The sequence below is a fragment of the Streptomyces sp. NPDC096323 genome, from assembly GCF_040302845.1.
In the GTDB taxonomy this organism is placed as follows: domain Bacteria; phylum Actinomycetota; class Actinomycetes; order Streptomycetales; family Streptomycetaceae; genus Streptomyces.
On the sequence record NZ_JBEOSI010000008.1, the window covers coordinates 388576 to 406984 of the forward strand.

At 68.5% G+C, this 18409-nt stretch carries 11 protein-coding genes and 1 pseudogene; 2 read left to right on the forward strand and 10 right to left on the reverse strand.

Annotation, left to right across the window (positions count from 1 at the left end; all coding sequences use genetic code 11):
- Window positions 1-2 precede the first annotated feature (2 nt).
- Window positions 3-923, forward strand: a complete 921-nt coding sequence (locus ABTX18_RS23980; RefSeq protein WP_352124857.1) for a carbohydrate ABC transporter permease — start codon at window positions 3-5, stop codon at window positions 921-923.
- Window positions 924-3105: 2182 nt separating this feature from the next.
- Here the strand turns inward: ABTX18_RS23980 and ABTX18_RS23985 are convergent.
- The 8 genes and pseudogenes from ABTX18_RS23985 to ABTX18_RS24015 all read right to left on the reverse strand — a co-directional run bounded on the left by ABTX18_RS23985 (window position 3106) and on the right by ABTX18_RS24015 (window position 13906).
- On the reverse strand, window positions 3106-4983 hold the full coding sequence (locus ABTX18_RS23985) for an NHL domain-containing protein (RefSeq protein WP_352124780.1): 1878 nt from the start codon (window positions 4981-4983) through the stop codon (window positions 3106-3108).
- Window positions 4984-5646: 663 nt separating this feature from the next.
- Entirely contained in the window at window positions 5647-5778 is a 132-nt protein-coding gene (locus tag ABTX18_RS23990) for a helicase (RefSeq protein ID WP_352124781.1), read from the reverse strand.
- 73 nt (window positions 5779-5851) lie between these two features.
- Window positions 5852-6223 carry a helicase associated domain-containing protein gene (locus ABTX18_RS23995; protein WP_352124782.1) on the reverse strand — a complete coding sequence of 124 codons (372 nt, stop codon included), beginning with the start codon at window positions 6221-6223 and terminating at the stop codon, window positions 5852-5854.
- A 340-nt stretch (window positions 6224-6563) separates the two neighbouring features.
- The gene (locus ABTX18_RS24000) at window positions 6564-8882 is read right to left on the reverse strand and encodes an Ig-like domain-containing protein (RefSeq protein ID WP_352124783.1); all 2319 of its coding nucleotides are present in this window, start codon (window positions 8880-8882) and stop codon (window positions 6564-6566) included.
- A complete protein-coding gene (locus ABTX18_RS24005) occupies window positions 8879-10102 on the reverse strand; it encodes a glycosyltransferase family 4 protein (protein ID WP_352124784.1) in 1224 nt (407 codons plus the stop codon). Before ABTX18_RS24005 ends, ABTX18_RS24000 begins: the two co-directional genes overlap by 4 nt.
- Window positions 10103-11391: 1289 nt before the next feature.
- Complete coding sequence (locus tag ABTX18_RS24010) at window positions 11392-12732, reverse strand: hypothetical protein (RefSeq protein ID WP_352124785.1); 1341 nt, start codon at window positions 12730-12732, stop codon at window positions 11392-11394.
- 867 nt (window positions 12733-13599) lie between these two features.
- Window positions 13600-13692, reverse strand: a pseudogene (locus ABTX18_RS35875) (IS982 family transposase); the annotation flags it as partial.
- Window positions 13693-13735: 43 nt separating this feature from the next.
- Window positions 13736-13906 carry a hypothetical protein gene (locus ABTX18_RS24015; protein ID WP_352124786.1) on the reverse strand — a complete coding sequence of 57 codons (171 nt, stop codon included), beginning with the start codon at window positions 13904-13906 and terminating at the stop codon, window positions 13736-13738.
- A 356-nt stretch (window positions 13907-14262) separates the two neighbouring features.
- Here ABTX18_RS24015 and ABTX18_RS24020 point away from each other — a divergent pair, with 356 nt between their 5' ends.
- Window positions 14263-15651 carry an MFS transporter gene (locus ABTX18_RS24020; RefSeq protein WP_352124787.1) on the forward strand — a complete coding sequence of 463 codons (1389 nt, stop codon included), beginning with the start codon at window positions 14263-14265 and terminating at the stop codon, window positions 15649-15651.
- 32 nt (window positions 15652-15683) lie between these two features.
- Here the strand turns inward: ABTX18_RS24020 and bla are convergent, their stop codons facing one another.
- Together bla and ABTX18_RS24030 are read right to left on the reverse strand one after the other, a co-directional pair.
- A complete protein-coding gene (gene bla / locus ABTX18_RS24025; RefSeq protein ID WP_352124788.1) occupies window positions 15684-16634 on the reverse strand; it encodes a class A beta-lactamase in 951 nt (316 codons plus the stop codon).
- A 53-nt stretch (window positions 16635-16687) separates the two neighbouring features.
- Window positions 16688-18286 carry a penicillin-binding transpeptidase domain-containing protein gene (locus ABTX18_RS24030; RefSeq protein ID WP_503061200.1) on the reverse strand — a complete coding sequence of 533 codons (1599 nt, stop codon included), beginning with the start codon at window positions 18284-18286 and terminating at the stop codon, window positions 16688-16690.
- Window positions 18287-18409 lie beyond the last annotated feature (123 nt).

Sequence of the window (18409 nt, forward strand, 5' to 3'; positions counted from 1 at the left end):
CCATGACCACAGATCCCACCACGCACACACCCTCCCGCACCCCTGCACCAGGACCCCGCGGCCGTAGCACCCGACGCCAGCCCGGCAAAGCCACCGGAAACCGCCGCACCCCAGGTTCATACGCGGTCCTGGCCGCCATCGCCGTCTTCGTCCTCGCCTTCCTCGCACCCTTCGCGGTCATCCTGCTCAACTCGTTCAAGACCAGCGCCGACTTCCGGGCCCACGGCTCCCTGTCCTGGCCCACCGAGTGGAACTGGAGCATCATCGCCGACGTCTGGGAACGCGTCGGCTTCACCCAGAAACTCCTCAACAGCGTCCAGATCAGCCTCGGCGTCGTCCTCATCGCCGTCCTGTTCGCACTCTTCAACGCCTACGCCATCGGCATCGGCCGCGTCCGCTGGCGCACCGCCTTCCTCGTCTTCTTCCTCGGCGTCAACGTCCTGCCGCAAGAAGGACTCGTCTACCCCATCTACTACCTCTTCAAGGAGATGGGTCTCTACGACGGGAAACTCGGCTACACCATCCTCGTCGGCATCACCTACAGCGCCTTCGGCACCTACCTGCTCTCCTCCGTCTTCTCCAGCTTCCCCCGCGAACTCATCGAAGCCGCCTCCATGGACGGAGCCGGCCGCTGGACCATCCTGTGGCGCATCGTCCTGCCCATGAGCTGGCCCACCCTCTCGGTCATGTGCGTCTTCTTCTTCGTCTGGAGCTGGAACGAGTTCCTCTACCCCCTCGTCCTGCTGATCTCCAACGACAACCAGACCGTCCCACTCGGCCTGTCCGTCATGCAGGGGCAGTACACCAGCGACCCCACCGCCATGAGCGCCGCCGCACTCCTCGGCGTGGTCCCGATGATCGTGTTCTTCCTCATCTTCCAGCGCTCCCTCACCCGCGGCATGACCGCCGGCGCCGTCAAGTAACCGCCCACAGGGCGCCACCGCCACCCCGGATCCGGCACAAACAGCCCCGCTGCCGGATCCGGGGCTCATCCATGCCCGGCACGCACAGCCCACTCACGGCCCTCACGGTCAAGCACTGCCCGCGCTGTGCGGGAATCGCGGTGCGTCCGCAGGAGCGTCATGTCGTCAGGGCAAGACCGTGGTGCAGGCCGTACCCCAGAAGGCACTCCCCCTTCAGGGCCTAGGGCCTCTCGTTTGGATCACGCTGTGCAAGCCTGCTGGGTGGGTGCCGATCAGTGCGCACGGTGGTGCGGAGGACTTCCGCGATGGCTCACTGGAGCAGTTCGAAGTGGGGGTGGTAGGGGGAGGACGGGCAAACGTGGAACTGCAGGTTATTGCCGCCGGTGATGTCGATCAAAGTGAAGTTGCCGTCCCGGGCGCCCAGGGGTGGCGGGCCCGGGGTCGGCCGGTCCTCCTTGGCGGTCCAGATCGCGCTGCCACCGTCCCATTCCCATGAGGCGATGGTGAAGAGCGGGACCGCCTCGGTGCCACACTCTCGGCAGGCGCGGTCGACGGGGTCGATGGGGCTCCAGCGGATCCAGCCGCCGGTTTTCCAGCCGGGGGCGGTGCAGAGGTTGTTCAGGTAGAGCTCGCCCGGATCGTCGGCCCCGCACCTCCGAGCAGCACGGCGTCCGATTCGCCCGCGCCTTGCGCCGCCCCCTTTTGCCAGCCCTTCTTCAGCCGCCCGAAACCGGCCTTCGCAGTCTCCATTCCGAGGACGCCACCCGCCCGTCCCCGGGATGGGCCCACACCTGCGGCAGCGTCGGCGCCGCCGTCCCACAGCCGCCTTCGAGACTGAGACACGCACCTCACGGATCTGCAGCAAGGACGCGTCCAAACGGAAGCTTCAGCCGTCCACTCCGCACCGAAATGCCCGACTGCAACGCAGCGTAGTCAGCACGGGAGTCAGCACCGCCCTCGCGAAACATACTGAACAGTGCAACTCGGACAGCCTTCTCCCGCCCACCCCCGAAGCGGAAACGGGCTCGCGCCCCCTCCCCGTAGCGCCCGCCCGCACACCGCCCACGCGAACTGTGGTGTCCCACCACATACGCCTGTGACCTGCCCCTTCCTACGGTGTGGCGACACAACCCCGCCCCCGCCCACCGTCCGGAAGTGGTACCCATGGCCGCCCCAGCAACCGCTCCCCCGCCCGCCTCCAACCTCCGCCGTATCGTCGCCGCCAGCCTCATCGGCACCACCATCGAGTGGTACGACAACTCATCCGATCGAAGCTATGACCTGCTGATTTGCTGAGATTGACCCGCCGGAGTCAGCACCGAACCAGCACCGGAGATGCTTGTGCCGGGTGAGAGACCGAGAAGCGTGCGCTGCGGCCAGCTGGGGACTCGGCCATAGGCTCCGAAGGAGGTCACCCACCGTGACAAGCTCACCCAATCGGCCGCCCAATCGTGCGTGGACGGCAACATGAAACGCCGCCCCACTCGACGGCCGAGCTCGGGCCCCTCCGTCCACAGGTGAGCCTGCCCCGAGGGAAGGCATATTCCGCTGGCATAATCCACACTTGTCGAGCCGCGAGACGATCCAGTACGCCCCCGCCGTGGGTCTCCTCGTGATTCCGGGCGATCCGGGGAAGGGCTCCTCCCCGGGGTTCGCGGTCTTCGACGACTCCGTCCCCGCCCTGCGCGTCGTCCTGGACCGGCTGCGGCCGGAGGACATCAGGCCAGCGGCGCCCAAGGCGGAGCACAGTCCGCGAAGGGCTGACCACGGGCGAGGTCCAGACCCGTCTGGCCGTCCGCGACGGTGTAAATCACCGAGCCTGGCGGCCAGACGTACACACTCACCGCCCGGCGCCGCGGCGGCCAGCTTGTCGCCAGCTCCACCCCGGCATCCAGGCATACGGCAACTCTGCGCCCGCTACCAGGGCTCCGGCCGTACCGCGTGAGTACAGATTGTCGACCGCAGCTGATGAACAGCACGACCTACCCCACAGACATCGAAAGCCCGTGCCCGACGGTCACTGCCCCCGGGGTGCCGGCCAAACAGAGCTCAACACCCCGCACTCCGGCACCATCAGCGCCCCGGAGAAGAACCGGCTCCCTCGACTGGCCGCGCTGGCAGGTCGTACAGACCGAGCGCCGTATCCGGACAGAACGAGAACCAACTGATCGAAGGTGCTTTCTTATGCCCCGCGGGGATGCGGGGTGGTCTTCTTGGCAACGACCTTCAGGTCGGTGGAGGCGGATTTGATGCCGCCCACCCGGAACGTCAGCTGAGTGGTTTCGGTCGGCGTCGTGACGGTAGCCGTAACGGCGACCCACACCCTGCAGTGCTGATGCTGCTGCGAGATGTCGAGGTCCATGTTCGGGCAGGTCAGAGTCTGTCCGTCGTCGGACAGTTCTGCGGCGAAGCTTTGTGCTTTGTCCCCGCCACGTGAACCCACGGTCATCTGATGTTTGACCCCGCGTTCAGGCTTGAAGGCCAAGCCGGCTCCTGGGGGCAGAGTCGCGGTGATGGTCTGCGGTGGGACTGGTCCTTCCTGGCGGACTTCCACCCCCGGGTACGCACAGGCGTTGCTGCCCCGCACCAGTTCCTGCGGCGCCCCTCCCGGCGTCACGGAGAACTGGGGCCCTTCGATGATGGTACCGCTCAGCTCGAGGCCCGGGTGGCGGCCCACGACCAACTTCCCGTCGTCGTAGGTGGCGGGGGGCACCGCGGTGACTGCCTTGATCGGAATGGTGTAGGTCAGCGGGCCCTTGTTCTCGGTGCAGGTGTTGAGGTGCAGGTGGTGGGTGACGACCATGACGCTGCGGTCCTGCTCGAACCGGGTGCCCAGGCTCCCTTTCAGCGCGTCGTCCCCGTTGTAGGAGTAGGTGGGCCCGTCGGCGAAGGCGAAGCCGGTGGGTGCGGTGAACGTCTGCACGACGTTCCCCGCGTCGACGGCCTGCCCCGTGCGGTAGGCGGTGAACTCCACGGTGAGTTCGGCGGTCTCACCGAGACTGGCCTGCGGCACCTCGACCTGTCGGATCTTCAGGCTCCGCTCCTGGGGACCCGCGATCTTCCGCACCCGGCCGTTGGTGCGGTCGGCGATGTACAGGTTGCCGTAGGGGTCCAGTGCCAGCCCCGCGGGGTTTTGCAGCCTGGCCATTGTGGCCTGCTCATTGTCCCCGCTGAAATAATTACTGAACCTCCCCAGGTTGTTGCCTGCAATACTGTTGATGATGCCGTCCGGTGTTACCTTCCGCACCCGGTCGTTTGCAGTGATGTACACATTCCCGTAGATGTCCCCCACGACCCCGGTGGGATTGAAGACCGCGGCTCTGGCAGCCGGTCCGCCGTCGCCGAGATTCTGCACGCCGGGGTTCGACCCTGCGCCGGCAACCTTCGTGACGACGCCGTCGGGGTCCATCTTCCACACCCTGTGCCTGCCATAGTCGACGATGTACAGGTTGCCGATCTCGTCCAGGTGCAAACCCTCGGGTCCGTAGACTGAGAGGTCGGCTGACACCGTGACGATTTTGCCGTCCGGGGTCACCCTCCGCACCCGGTTTGTCTCGTATTCGGCGATGTACAGGTTCCCCGCACTGTCGCATGCCAGACCCTTCGGCCGTTTCAGGTCGGCGACCGCCGTGGTGATCTTGCCGTCCGGAGTCACTTTGCGCACTCGGGAGTATTCGGAGATGTACAGGTTCCCCTTGGCGTCCAACGCGAGCCCCCAAGGATCCCGGAGCCGGGCGTCCACCGCGGGCCCGTCGTCACCTTCGTCACCTTCCGTGCCATCTCCGGCTACTGTGAACATCTTGCCGTCCGGGGTTACCTTCCGTACCCGGTGGCCGCTGTTTTCGGTGACGAACAAGGTGCCGTCCCGGGCAACCACCAGGCCCGTCGGATAGTTGAAGCTGGTGCTGGGGGCACCTCCGCCGCCGCTGCGACCCTCGGCTTCGGTGTACTCCACCGAAGTGATCACACCTTCCACAGGTGCTGACGCATGCTGACCGTTCGGCGAGGCCGGAAATGCCAGTGGCATGTTCAGCTCAGTGAAGTCCACAGTCTGAGTCACGTTGATGCTCCTGTCTTACGTGCGCGATACGAGTGGCCGTGGACGGCCTCGCACGGCACCTTGGCGGTGAGCGGCCTATGGCGATGTGCCGCTCCATCGGAAAGGGCTGCCGAAGAAGGAAGGGGCCGGCAGCCATCTACGGGCATCGTGTATCAGGTCTTCACAGCCCGCATCTGTAGGAAATGCCACCACCCAACCCGGCATGAGCCGGCGACGGCGTCGTCGGCCAGTGGGCCACTGTCCTTCACCGTCTCGACCACGCTCCGTGACCGGCGGCGCGTGCGCTACGAGAGCCTCTGCTGCACGGGTCTGGAAGCGGAACCCTAGGCTGAGCGCCGCTTCACCCTGGCCATCACCGGTGACCCACCGCGCGGGCCTAAAAGGAGGAGTACCTGCCAACCTGGTGCCAGTTCTCCGCCTGGACGCGGACGAAGCTGACGTTCCGCCGTTCGGCGGGAGGCAGTAGCTGCACTGGCCGCCCGCTCCCCGGAACGGAGTGGGCGGCTGGCGTGCTTTCCGCTCGCTCACTGCGGCGCTGCTGGCCCGCGCCGGCCATGGCTACGCCCGCTTCCTAACCCGCATCACCGAGGCCGCCACGGACAGCGGACACGGCACGGCGCCCGGCCCGGAAGACCCGGGGGCGGGCGCCGCAGCGTTGATTCGTCAGGCCGCCCACTCCAGCCCGAGGGCGGCGAGCTGGGCGAGTGTGTCGGCGGCGAGCTTGGCCCGCCTAGTCTTGGAATTCGTGAGAAACACACCCAGCTTCACCCCGTGCTCCTGGCCGTCGATGACCACGGTTTCGATGGGGGCTTGGGGGAACGGTCAGGCTGCCGGTGCGGTTCTTGTACTGCTCCAGCGCGAGGACGCCTCACTCGAACGCCCGGCCGCCGTCGCCGCCATTTTGGCCGGGCGCGGCGGGCATAGGTGTCAGCCCCAGCGCTTCGAGCCGCTGCCGCTGCTCGGGCAGCAGCGCCTTCCACACCGCGTGCTCACGTTGCCGGTTGATCCATGCGCCGACGTCGCAGCCGTGGACGACGACGCCCGGCAGGACCTCGGTCAGCCCGCCTTCCTCGGAGAGCAGGGCGCGGGCGGTGGCGTAGTGGCGCTGCCACTCAATCGACCACTCGGGGCGCCATTCCGGGTCGATGGCCTCCAGCGCGGCCCGGTCCTCGTCCTTGCCGAGCCCGCCGGCCTTGCGCAAATTGGCGAGCCACTGACCAACCGCCACCCCGTCGACCATGGCGTCCTTCGGGGCTGCGAGGCTGCCGTGGACCGCATGGTAGGTACGAGCCGCGGTGAGGTCGCGTCAGAATCCGGCGTCCACGACGGACCACACCAAGCCCACCTCGTTCAGGAGATCGGCTCGCCACGCTTTCAGCGTGCCGAGCCGGAAGGCCCGGGGAATCCTGCCTCACGCCGCTGACCCAGCAGCGGCATCGCACGAGTGCAGTTCGGCAGCGTGGTCGTCACACGGCTGCTTCGTGATCTCGACGACAGGAGGTCCCTGCCCTTGAGTGTGCAGGCGATGAGGAGGGAGCCGTCGCGCCCCCTGGGGTGGGGGCGCGACGGCTGTGGGTTGTTCAGGTGATGTTGATGGTGGTGGAGGGGGAGGTCTTGTCGTCGATGGTGAACTGCACGGTGGTGGGGCCGTGGGGTGTGCCACTGCCGGCGCTTACGCAGACGTAGATGATCGTCTGTGTGGTGTCGTCGGGGATGGCGAGGTCGACGTCGGTGAAGGTCAGTGTCTGTCCGTCGGGGGAGAGGGTTCCTACGTATACGACGGCGGGCTGGTGACCGTCCCAGACGGTCAGCTGATGATCGGGGCTGCTGGGTGTCCCGAAGTGCATGTCCGCGCCGGCCGGGAGGGTGACGGTGACGGTCTGCAGCGGGACTGCGTGCGTCGCGGTATTGCGTACCACCAGCCCCGGATATACGACTGCCCCTCCTGGTGCCGCCGCCACGGGGGCGCCGCTGGCGGCGACGGTGAAGCCGGGTGTGACTTGGACGGGTGTGGAGGGCGAGGTCTTTCCCGCGACCGTGAAGGTCACGTGGGTGGTGCCGAGCGGCGCACCGCCTGCGGCGCTGACGCGGACGTACAGGGTTTTCTCCGGGCCGGTGGCGGCGTCGGGGTCGACGTTGTCGAAGGTGAGTGTCTGTCCGTCGGGGGAGAGGGTCCCCGGGTGGGCGGCGCCGCCCAGGACGGTTAGCTGGTGGTCCGGGGCGCCCGCGGTCCCCCACTGCAGATCATGGCCGGCGGGCAGGCGCACCTCGACCCTCACGAGACCGATGGTGGCGCCCGTGCCGGGCGGGAGGATCGTCACTCCGGGGAAGCCGGAGTCGCCGCTCTGGACGAGGTGTACGTCCGGCGGGCCACCGGGCAACACCTTGAACGTCGCGGTCGCGTCGAGCGAGAACTCCACCTTGCTGCTCCCTGATTCTGTGGTCACGGTGATGGGGCCGGGGGTGGTTTTGGCGGTGAGGGCGGGGGTCTTGGCCTGGCCCTTGGTGTCGGTGGTGACGGTGATGGTGGTCGCGCCGCCGGGGAAGGTGGCGTCGCCAGAGGTGATGGTGAAGGTGACCGAGGCGCCGGGGATCGGTGTCTTGCCATCGGAGGACAGGGCCGTCGCGGTCAGTGGCTGGCCGAACGCTGTGCCCTGGTCGGCCATCTGGCTGTCGTCGGCCGTTGCCTGGAGAAGGCCCACCGGCAGCCGTGCTACTTCCAGGGCGAACGTGACCTGCGCGCTGTCGGTCTTGGCGGTCACGGTGACGGGGCCGGGGGTGGTTCCGGCGGTGAGGGCCGGAGTCTTGGCCTGGCCGGTGCTGTCGGTGGTGACGGTCACGGTCTTCTTGCCGCCGAAGGTGGCGTCCCCGGCCGTGACGGTGAACGTGATCGAGCTGCCGGGAACCGGTGTCTTGCCATCGGAGGACAGGGCCTTCACCGTCAGCGGCTTACCAAACACCGTCCCCTGGCCGGTCTTCTGACCGTCCCCCGCCGTCGTCTCGAGCTTGGCCGGGGACAGGGCCCACGAGAGGACCACCTGTCCGTGATTGCGGGAGTCGCCGACGGGCGACGTATACAACGGGTCGTCCTTGCCACCGGCCCTGGCGCCGCTGCCTGCCACCGTGCGCCCGTTGGTCACCCCCGGGCCCTGCACGAAACTACTGCCGCCGCCTCCTCCACTGATGTACCCGAATGTCCCTCGGACACCGGCGATTCCTCCCCCGCCGCCCGCATAGCCGCCACCACCGCCACAGCCGGCGTTGGAACCTGCACCCCCGCCGCCTCCCATACCCGGGATCGGCACTGTGCCCGGCGCCATTTTCCCGCGACTGGCCTTGGCTCCGTCCTGGCCGGCATTGCCGCCACGCCCTCCGCTACGGGCTGATTTGTCAACGGACCCGGGGGCGCCGCCCGTGGCCCCGGAAGCCCCTTGCGCGGGCTTCCCTGGTGACTTGTATTTCTGCTGCAGTACGACGCCTTGGGCGGCGCTGCCGTTGGTGCCGCCGCCCGCGCCGCCCAAGGCAGTGATGCCCTTGGCGGTGATCGTGGATCCTCCGCCTCCTCCGGCGATGAGGATCGGTTTGTTGTGCCGTTTGCTGAACAGGCCACTCATACCGCCACCATGGGCTGCGCCGCCCATGTCCACGACGACCTGCAGAATCTCCCCCGGCACGACGGTGAGGTCACCGGTCGCGTACCCGCCTCCGCCCCCCTCCACGTTCATGGTGTGGGATCGCGTGCCGCCGGCTGTGCCGCCGCCGCCCCAGCAGTGGGCGGTGAGGGTGGTGACGCCGGCGGGGACCGTGAAGTTCTGGACCTTTCCGGTGTGGTTGAAGCGTTTCACCTCGATGTGGGGGGCGAGGGATAAGCTCGCTGTTTTGGGAATGGTCTGGGTCATGGCCAAGTGTCCTTTCCGTAGCAGGTCGAGCGGATCGGTGGTGGTCCGTGGATGGCGTCCAGCCCCGGTGGTCCCGGGCTGGTCGTGGCTCCGCGGTCGGCGCCGTCGCTTGCGAGAGTTCCGGCAGGGGCGCCCGCCTGCCACCGGCGTGCACCCTGGGTGGGGCCTTCGGCATGCAGGGCTTCGATGGCCCTACACCACAGGTCGAGGTCGTCGACTTCGCTCAGTTCTTTCGAGCGGGCGAGGGCCCGCTGGGAGGCGTGGGCCCAGATACCAGAATCCTTGAGGGAGGTGAGGGCGTCGATCCAGGCGGTCGCGTCGTCGCGGTAGGCGAAGATTCCAGCCTCTCCGAGAGCTTCGACCAGGCCGGGGGTGGGGTGGGCGATGACCGGGATGCCGGAGGCGAACGCCTCGATCGCCACCCGTCCCCACGACTCGTACAGGCTCGGCATCAAGACCACCCGGGAACGGGCGTAGACGTGCTCGCGCATCTGCTGCCCGGGCACCGATTCCAGGACCTCGCAGTTCGGCAGCCGCGGCGGGGGCATCACCTGCTGCCCGTAGGCGCCCTGGATCCCCAGGAAGTTCCACTGCGGCATCCAGGCTGCGATCTGCCAGAACAGCTCCCCGCCCTTGTCCGCGTTCAGGTTCACCAGAGTCACGCAGTCGCCCGGCTCGGTGCGGTACTCGTGGGCGATCACCGGGGGGCGCACCACGATGCTGCGGCGGGGTAGGAACTCGGCGGGGTAGCGGGCGTAGTAGATTTCCGCGTCGCGGCGGATCCACTGGCTGTTGTGGACGACGAGGTCGGCGCCGGCGGCGTTGTGGAAGCTCTCGGCGAAGTTATCGTGGCAGATCACCACCACCGGGATACGGCCGTCCCGTGCGAGCCCGGCCACCAACGGCACGTTCTCGTAGTGGGAGACCAGCACATCCGCGGCGCGGGCCCGGGCGGCGAAGTCGATGCCCTGCTGAAACGGGACGACCCGCACCCCGTCGATCTCGTACTCCTTCTCGGTCTTGCCCGGATGGGAGAGCCACACCTCCACCCGGTGCCCCCTCTCGGCCAGCGGCCGCAGCATGGAGTGCAGCATCCACTCCGAGCCGGCGTTGTGGTCCGGCGGATACCCGTACACCCGGGCCACGACGGATGCCCCCCGCCCGGTCACCGCCCCGGCACCCAGCCGGTACGGGTCGTGTGCCGTGCTGTCGTCCTGCACGTAGTGCCTCCGAATAAGGTGGGGCCCGCGAGCAGGCCCGCCGGTGGTGCGACCTCATGGGTCCGCTCCCTGCAGCGGCGAGCGCAGCGAACGGTGGACGGCGGTCGAGCCAGGGCGACAGGGCGGGCCAGGGTGCATCGCAGCAGCTGCCCGACGGCAGCAGATCGGGCCTGTACCGCTGTCCCGACAGCAGTCGCACCGCTCTCCGCACGAAGATCAAGTACGGCATGAGTATGTTGCTGACCTGCATAAAGGCGTCGCGCAGGAACGTTGCTCCATCGGCATCCACACCCCAGGTTCACCCTGACGGGGGTGCGTACACGGCCCCCTGGGGCGTACGCGGCGGCCCAATGGCCGCACAAGGACAGGGCTCCGGGCGTACGCCTCGCGCCGCTCCACGGTGTCTGCTCAGAGTCGTACACCTCGGCCAGAGGCATGAAGTGGTCGACGTCCAGCCGCGCTTTGCGTCGGTCACCACCAGGTTGTCGTACACACTGCGCCAGGAGCCCCCAGCGAGTTTGCAGCCGGCCGTGACTTCGGGTGCGTTCACGGCTTCGGAGAGGATGACCTCTCGGCGGTGTCGCAGCCGTCCGAGGCGTTGAGCCCGCGGTTCCAGTGCTTGTAGAGGGTCCGCTTGTAGCCCTCCCGGTGCTCCTCGGCGACCGGGAGCCGGTCGATCGCCTCGAGCAGTCCCAGCGACTGCCGGGCCCCGGGGGTGCCGTCGGGGGTCTGCGCGGGGGCGTAGGAGGTGAAGGGGGGCTCTTCTGCCGGCAGGGGGGTGGTGAAGTGTCGGCGGCGGCGAGGGTGGCGAGCAGGGCAGGGCGGCGAGGGCGAGCGCGGGCAGGGCGCGTCGCAGCAGGGAGATCGTCACGAGAGGTGGTGTTGCAGCCGTCCCCTGCCGGGCTGCGGGGCGCAGACGTTATTTCACCCGATCGCGAGCCCGGTTCACTTGAAGAAACGGAACTGCCGGCCTCCAGCGAACCGTCGTTGCGGGCTTCAGGTTCGAAAGCGGGTGGCGGATGAGAACGATCATGGCCTGAGCACCCAGTGCGTTGCATCCCGGTTCTTGCGCTGGGCCGGTACTGCCGGGCGCTGGGTGCCGTTGCACCCTTGGCCGCGGTCGAGGGGCTAGCGGTTCTGGTCCGTCTTGGCTGGCCGCCGGCCGCCGACCCGGGTGGGGCAGCGGGCCGGCGGCCGGCGGAAGGTGTGGAGCGAGCCGTGAGTAGATGCCTGCAACGGGTCCGGGGCCCCGCGGGCGAGGTGTGTCAGATACCGGCAGCCCGCCTGTCCTACTGGTACGTGACGTGGATGAGCGAGGAGGAGCACGCGGGCGGGCCGCCAACGAGGAAGCTCAGGTTCGTGTCGCCCAGCATGGCGTCGTGCGTGGCCTGTACCCCGGCCAGTACCGCGGACTTCGAGCCCTTGCCCGCCACCGAGAGATCCACGTTCTCGACGGTGAGGCCCTGCCCGTCCGCCGACACGGCCCCCGCGTAGTCCGTAGGCACCCACTCTGTGCCGCGCATGACCCCCACGATCAGCTGGCCGGTGAACCGCAGTCCCTTCCCCAGGGGGAGGGACACGTTGATCGTCTGCGAGGGAACCTTGCCGTCTCCGGTGGCCTGGACCTCCACGCCCGGGTAGCTGGTCGTGCCGCGAGGCAGTGTCACCGGATTGCCCGGAGACACCAGGAACTGACTCTGGGGCACCGGGTCAATGCCGCCGGATGCTGTGTAGCGGTAGTACACGCTGCCGAGTTGGAACGCATCCTCGAGCTTGGTCGGGTCCCAGCTGAGTTTGCTCACCGAGCCGCCGTAGTCCGTAGTCTGGGGCCACACCAGGAAGCGGTAGTATCCGGTCTTGTTGCCCTTTTGGCTGAGGTCCATCGGAGGCAGCATCGTCTTGCGGCCCGTGCCACTGTCCTTGTGGGCGACGGCCTTGCATACCTGCGGGACCGGGGTGTCGGGGGAAGGCGTGCCGTCCTCGTGCACCAGTTGGTAGTAGACGCTCTCGATGTTGTTGTTCGGGACGCCCTGCTGACCGTTGCGCGGGTTGACCAGGTCGATGATGAACTTGTCGCCGGGAATGTAGCCGCTGTCCGTTACGTAGCCGAAGCCGGCCTGGCTGTTCGGTTTTCCGCCCCAGTTGCTGTCATAGGGCAGGCGGACGAAGGGGCGGCCGACGTGCGGGGCGTCGTTCTTGCCCCAATCCGAGGCAAGGACGTCGATCTCCGGGGCGGCTCTGCGGACCTCGCCGTTGTCGAGCGTGACCTGTACAGCGATCGTGTACTTGAGGCTGGCGTTGCCCGGACGGGGGTTCTTGTCGACGTTGAGGTCACCGCGGAGCGTGAAGGTGATCACGTCGAAGCCGTCCAGGCGGGCCTGCTCGATGACCTCGTATTCCTGGCCGACGCCGCCCCGGCCGCGCGGGACTTCCGTAGCCCGTTTGTCGAGCTTTCCGTTGCCGTAGAACGAGTACCGGACCTCTTTGATCCGAACACCCCTCGGGACACGCAACCGGCCATCGTAGCGGAACTCGGAGTCCCACCGGCTGAAGCGGTTCGCGTACCCGAGGGTACGGATGGCCGTCAGGTCGGGGCTGTATTCGACCTTTGGCGCCAGGAGAGTGGTCATTACGGTTCCTTTCGTACGGGAACATCCAGCGGAGACCTCTGCATGATCATCAAAACCGAATGCATCCGCAGCCGCACCTTCGCCACACGGGCTCAGGCGACCTCGCGGACTTCGGCACACCGACGGTTTCCAGAGCAGCCGACGTGTCCAGAGACGGCTCGGCTACCTCAGCCCCGTCGAGGGGCAAGCTGCCGCATCGTCAAGTTGGTGCGCCCGTAGACCGTGACCAGCAGTACCGGTCCTCCAGCAACAGGCGCGGCGACCGGGACCGCGCCTGCGCTCAACGACGGCGGCCAGCTCACAGCCTCTGCACAACCGCAGGTCAAGCCCCGTTTTGCCTGTGGTGAGTACTCAGACTTCCCCTTGGCTCCTGGCCTGCCCGCTCTGGGTATGGAGGTGGGTGGGGTAGGGGCTGGTCTGTCGGCAGCGGGCAAACCGGGGCGTCGCTGCGCTGGCCTCGGGAGAGTTGCGGCGGCCCGGTGAGCGACCGGTCGTCTGCTAGCCGATCCAGCGGAAGTGGACGACGGCGTCGTCGCAATCGCGGTCGCCGCCGTCCTCGGTCGAGAGAGTCGTGATGACGATGGGAGGGAAGGACCTGTGCGTCGCATCAGGGAGATCATCACGAGACGTGGTGTAGCAGCCGCCCCTTGCCGGGCAGCGGGGCGACGGCGCTGCGTCACCCGATCGGGACACCGGTTCACCTGAAGAAACGGAACACCAGGACACCTCCTGATACGGCGCGTTGACGCACCGTCCGGCAGGAGCGACGGCCTGAAGGGGCTTGTTCAGCAGGGCAACGGTCTCTGAGGCCGGTCTGCGTTCGGTCTGGCCCCGTTCTCGGTCCCGCCGTCGGCCGCCGAGGGGACCTTGGGGCGGCCGGCCCCGCCATCGCAGGGTCTTCAAGCGGTCGTCGACATGCACGTACAGTGCGGTCAAGAGGGTGTCTAGCTCGGTCGTCACAACCCGATGCTGGACACCCTCCCCCACGTACGGAACTCCTCGTCTAGGCCGGGACGTCGACGCGCCCCGAGCACGCCCGCTGAATGGCCTGCAGGTCCGCTCGCGCAGGGCCGGCTCTTCCGCCGTGGACGCCTGTCCGCACCGTCGCCTCGATCTCAGCCACCACCTCGTCGGTGAGGAACGGCAGGCCGATGCGGCGGTAGTCGGTGTCCACGGGCGTGGACAGGCCGAGCTTGACGGCGTCCCAAGCCCGCAGCGCCGCTTTCTGCTCGTCGGCATGGCCGCCGCCCGCCTGCCGCTCGCCGCGCTGCCGCCGGATCCAGGGCTTTCAGCACCAAACCAGCACGGGAGTCAGCACCGCCCTCGCGAAACATACCGAACAGTGCAACTCGAACAGCCTTCTCCCGCCCATCCCCGAAGCGGAAACGGGCTCGCGCCCCCTCCCCGTAGCGCCCGCCCGCACACCGCCCACGCGAACTGTGGTGTCCCACCACATACGCCTGTGACCTGCCCCTTCCTACGGTGTGGCGACACAACCCCGTCCCCGCCCACCGTCCGGAAGTGGTACCCATGGCCGCCCCAGCAACCGCTCCCCCGCCCGCCTCCAACCTCCGCCGTATCGTCGCCGCCAGCCTCATCGGCACCACCATCGAGTGGTACGACTTCTTTCTGTACGGATCAGCGGCCGCCCTGGTCTTCAACAAGCTGTTCTTCCCCGACTCCGAACCGCTGGTCGGAACCCTCCTGTCGTTCCTCACCTACGCCGTCGGCTTCGCCGCACGGCCCATCGGCGCGCTCGTCTTCGGGCACTACGGCGACCGGCTCGGGCGCAAGAAGCTGCTGGTGCTCAGCCTGCTGATGATGGGCGGGGCCACGTTCGCGATCGGGCTGCTGCCGACGCACGCCACCGTCGGGGTCGCCGCTCCGGTCCTGCTCACCGTGCTCCGGCTGGTCCAGGGCTTCGCCCTCGGCGGGGAGTGGGGCGGGGCCGTCCTGCTGGTGTCCGAGCACGGGGATGCGAAGCGCCGCGGGTTCTGGGCCTCGTGGCCGCAGACCGGTGCGCCGGCCGGGCAGCTGCTCGCCACCGGGGTGCTCTCCGCGCTCACCGCGCTCATGTCCGACTCGGCCTTCGAGGCCTGGGGCTGGCGCATCCCGTTCCTGCTCTCCGGAGTGCTGGTGATCATCGGTTTGTGGATTCGTCTGTCTGTCGACGAATCGCCGTTGTTCAAGGCCGCACTCGCCCAGGCGGAGGAGCGCAAGGCTGCCTCCGGGGCGACGGAGAAGATGCCCGTCGTGGCCGTGCTGCGGCACCACTGGCGCGATGTGCTGATCGCGATGGGAGCGAGGATGGCGGAGAACATCAGCTACTACGTCATCACGGCGTTCATCCTCGTGTACGCGACGACGGCCGCTGATCTGAGCAAGCAGACGGCCCTCAACGCGGTCCTCATCGCGTCGGCGATCCACTTCGCCGTGATCCCGATGTGGGGCGCGCTGTCGGACCGGGTCGGGCGCAGGCCGGTCTATCTGGTCGGCGCGGTCGGGGTGGGGCTCTGGATGTTCCCGTTCTTCGCGCTGATCGACAACCGGAGCTTCTGGAGCCTGCTCCTCGCCGTCACGGTCGGACTGTTCTTCCACGGGGCGATGTACGCGCCGCAGGCGGCGTTCTTCTCGGAGCTGTTCGCGACCCGGATGCGGTACTCGGGCGCGTCGATCGGCGCCCAGTTCTCGTCCGTCGCGGCCGGTGCCCCGGCGCCGCTCATCGCCACCGCGCTGCTCGCCGACTACAAGAGTTCGACACCGATCGCGCTGTACGTGATCGCCGCCGCGCTCATCACGGTACTGGCCATCGTCTGCGCCAAGGAGACGCGGCACCGGGACCTGGCGGACCTGGAACCCGCCGCCGGGCAGGACGCGCCCGCGAAGCAGCCGGCGGATGCCGCCCGGAACGGCGCGTAGCGGCCGCTGAAGGCGGGGCTCCGGATGCGGCACTAGGCAACCGCTCGGAGAGCGGCCCCGGCGGCGTGAGCGATGAGGGCGTCGTCGGGTTCGGCATCCTTGCTGTCGCGGCGCGAGAGGACGGCCAGGACGACGGGAGCGGCCCCGGGTGGCCAGATGACCGCGATGTCGTTGCGGGTGCCGTAGCCGCCGGTGCCGGTCTTGTCCCCGACCTGCCACCCGTCGGGAGTACCGGCCCGGATGGTGTGGTCGCCGGTCGTGTTGCGCCTGAGCCAGTCGGTCAGTACGGCCCGCTTGTCCGTCGGGAGAGCGGTACCGAGCACGTACGCGCGCAGATCGCCGGCGAGGGCGCGGGGCGTGCTGGTGTCGCGGAGGTCCCCCGGGACCGCGTCACTGAGCGCCGTCTCGTAGCGGTCGCAGCGGGTGATGCTGTCACCCAGCGCGCGCAGGGCGTCCTGGAGGCCCCGGGGGCCGCCGAGTTCACGGAAGAGGAGGTTGGCCGCGGCGTTGTCGCTGTAGCGGACGGCTGCGTCGCACAGCTCACGCAGGGTCAGTCCGGCGGCGAGATGCCGCTCGGTGATCGGCGAGTTGCTGACGAGATCGTCGCGGCCGTAACGCACGAGCCGGTCGATCTGCCGCAGCGAGTTCCTGCCGAGTACGGCGCCGGCGAGCAGTGCCTTGCAGGTGGAGGCGTAGGCGAAGCGTTCGTCGGGCCGGTGGGTGACGGTCCGGCCGCTGCCGGTGTCGAGTGCGTAGACCCCCAGCCGGGCGTCGAACTTCCGCTCCAGTCCGACGAACGCGCGCTCCGCAGGGGACTCGGCGGGCGGTGGTGACGGGGACGGCTTGGCGGCGCGCGGGGTCGGACCGGATGTCGTCGCGGCGGTACGGTCCGGGGCGGCTGTACACCCGGCCATGGGCAGGGTCGCGGCCCCGGCCAGCACGGCAAGGGCTGCACGACGGGATACATGGGTTCGGCGGTGCATGAGGTGCGGACGTTCCCTTCTGCAGGGGTCGTTCGGACAGGGCAGGTGCCTGCTCATCGTGCGAGATTGCTCAGGAACCGCGCAGCGACCGGGCCCGCGTCGGCGCCACCGGACCCGCCGTCTTCGAGGAGCACCGCCCAGGCGAGGTCACTGGCGCCCTGGTAACCGATCATCCAGGCGTGGGTGCGCGGCGGGTCCTCGCTGCCGAATTCGGCGGTTCCGGTCTTCGCGTGCGGCTGACCGGGCAGGTCCTTGAGGGCGCGGGCGGAACCGTCGGTCACGGTGGTGCGGAGCAGGGCGCGGAGCCGGCCGGCGACCTCGGGGTCCAGCGTCTTCGGTGCCTGGTACTTCTTCTTCACCGCGTCCGGCACCAGTACCGGCTGGTGGAACGTCCCGCTTTTGACGGTGGCCGCTATGGACGCCATGACCAGCGGAGACGCCTGAACGCGTGCCTGGCCGAGGGTCGCGGCGGCCTTGTCGTTGTCGCTCGTGGAGACGGGAACGCTGCCGTCATAGGTGGTCGTGCCCACGTCCCAGCTGCCGCCTATGCCGAACGCCTGCGCCGCGTCCCTCAGGTCGGTGTCGGAGAGCCGGTCGCGGGCGTTGACGAAGTAGGTGTTGCAGGACTGGGCGAAGACGTCCGTAAAGGTCGAACCGGTGGGAAGTTCGAACTGGTTCTGGTTCTCGAAACGCTGCCCGTCGACACGTGCGAACTTCGGGCAGGCCGCGGGGTCGCCGGGTTCCGTTCCGCCGTCCAGAAGGGCCGTCGCGGTCACGACCTTGAAGACGGATCCGGGCGGATAGCGCCCTTCGAGAGCGCGGTTGAAACCGCCGGGACGGTTGGCGGCGGCGAGTACGCGCCCGTTGCGCGGGTCTATCGCGACGATCGCCGCATTGACCTCCACCCCGGTCAGGGCATCGGCCGCCGCCGCCTGGACGCGAGGGTCGATCGTGGTGCGCACCGGGCGGCCCTCGGCCCCTGCCGCAGTGGTGAGGTCCTTGACGGCGCGTCCGCTCTGCCGGTCCGCGACGACGACGGACTTGGCTGCGGTCCTGCCCCCGGAGAGGACATCGTCGTAGCGGGCCTCCAGGCCGGACGTCCCCTTGCCGCTGACGGGATCGACGGTTCCGGTGAGACTCTCCGCGCGAAGTGGGTCCCCCTTGGAGTCGAGCACCTTCGCCCTGGTGTTCCTGCTCTTGAGCGCAAGGGTCTGCCCCGATTCCAGCTCCGGGTGGACGACCGGCGAATGGAACTCGACCTTCCAGGTGCCCGATGAGTCGACCACCTGTGCGCCGGAGCGCCAGGTGACGTCTCCGGCGCCCGGTACCGCCATGGTCACCGTGAAGGGGAAGTGAATCTCCCCCTCGCCCTTCTTCGCCCCCTCGCCTTCGACGATGGTGGTCTTGGAGGGCTTGAGATTGGTCAGGACCGACGTGAGGAGCGATGCGGCGTCGTCGGGGGTGTCGGTATAGCCCGCCGCCTTCCGCGCGTCGTGCCCGGCCCATGCGGCGAGGAAGGCGGTCAGGGGCTCGCGGGCGGCAGCCACGTCCATGTCGTCCTCCTTCGCGTCGCCGCCCCGGAGCCCGAATGCGGCATAGCCGCCTCCTGCCAGCACGAGAACGGACAGGACCATGACCAGGGGACGCCGCATGCCTCGCGACCGGCGGCGGCGCGGGGCGGAACTGTCCGGGCTGTAGGTACGCCTCAAGGTGATCTCCGTCTCTGGTCGTGCGGTCCGCACCGGATGGCCGGCCGGATGCGGTATCGGCGTGGG

Coding starts and splice junctions, on each gene's coding strand:
- ABTX18_RS24000 (WP_352124783.1), bottom strand. CDS start 8,882: ATGACCCAGACCATTCCCAAAACAGCGAGCTTATCCCTCGCCCCCCAC.
- ABTX18_RS23980 (WP_352124857.1), top strand. CDS start 3: ATGACCACAGATCCCACCACGCACACACCCTCCCGCACCCCTGCACCA.
- ABTX18_RS24010 (WP_352124785.1), bottom strand. CDS start 12,732: ATGACCACTCTCCTGGCGCCAAAGGTCGAATACAGCCCCGACCTGACG.
- ABTX18_RS24030 (WP_503061200.1), bottom strand. CDS start 18,286: ATGCGGCGTCCCCTGGTCATGGTCCTGTCCGTTCTCGTGCTGGCAGGA.
- ABTX18_RS24020 (WP_352124787.1), top strand. CDS start 14,263: ATGGCCGCCCCAGCAACCGCTCCCCCGCCCGCCTCCAACCTCCGCCGT.
- bla (WP_352124788.1), bottom strand. CDS start 16,634: ATGCACCGCCGAACCCATGTATCCCGTCGTGCAGCCCTTGCCGTGCTG.
- ABTX18_RS23995 (WP_352124782.1), bottom strand. CDS start 6,223: ATGGTCGACGGGGTGGCGGTTGGTCAGTGGCTCGCCAATTTGCGCAAG.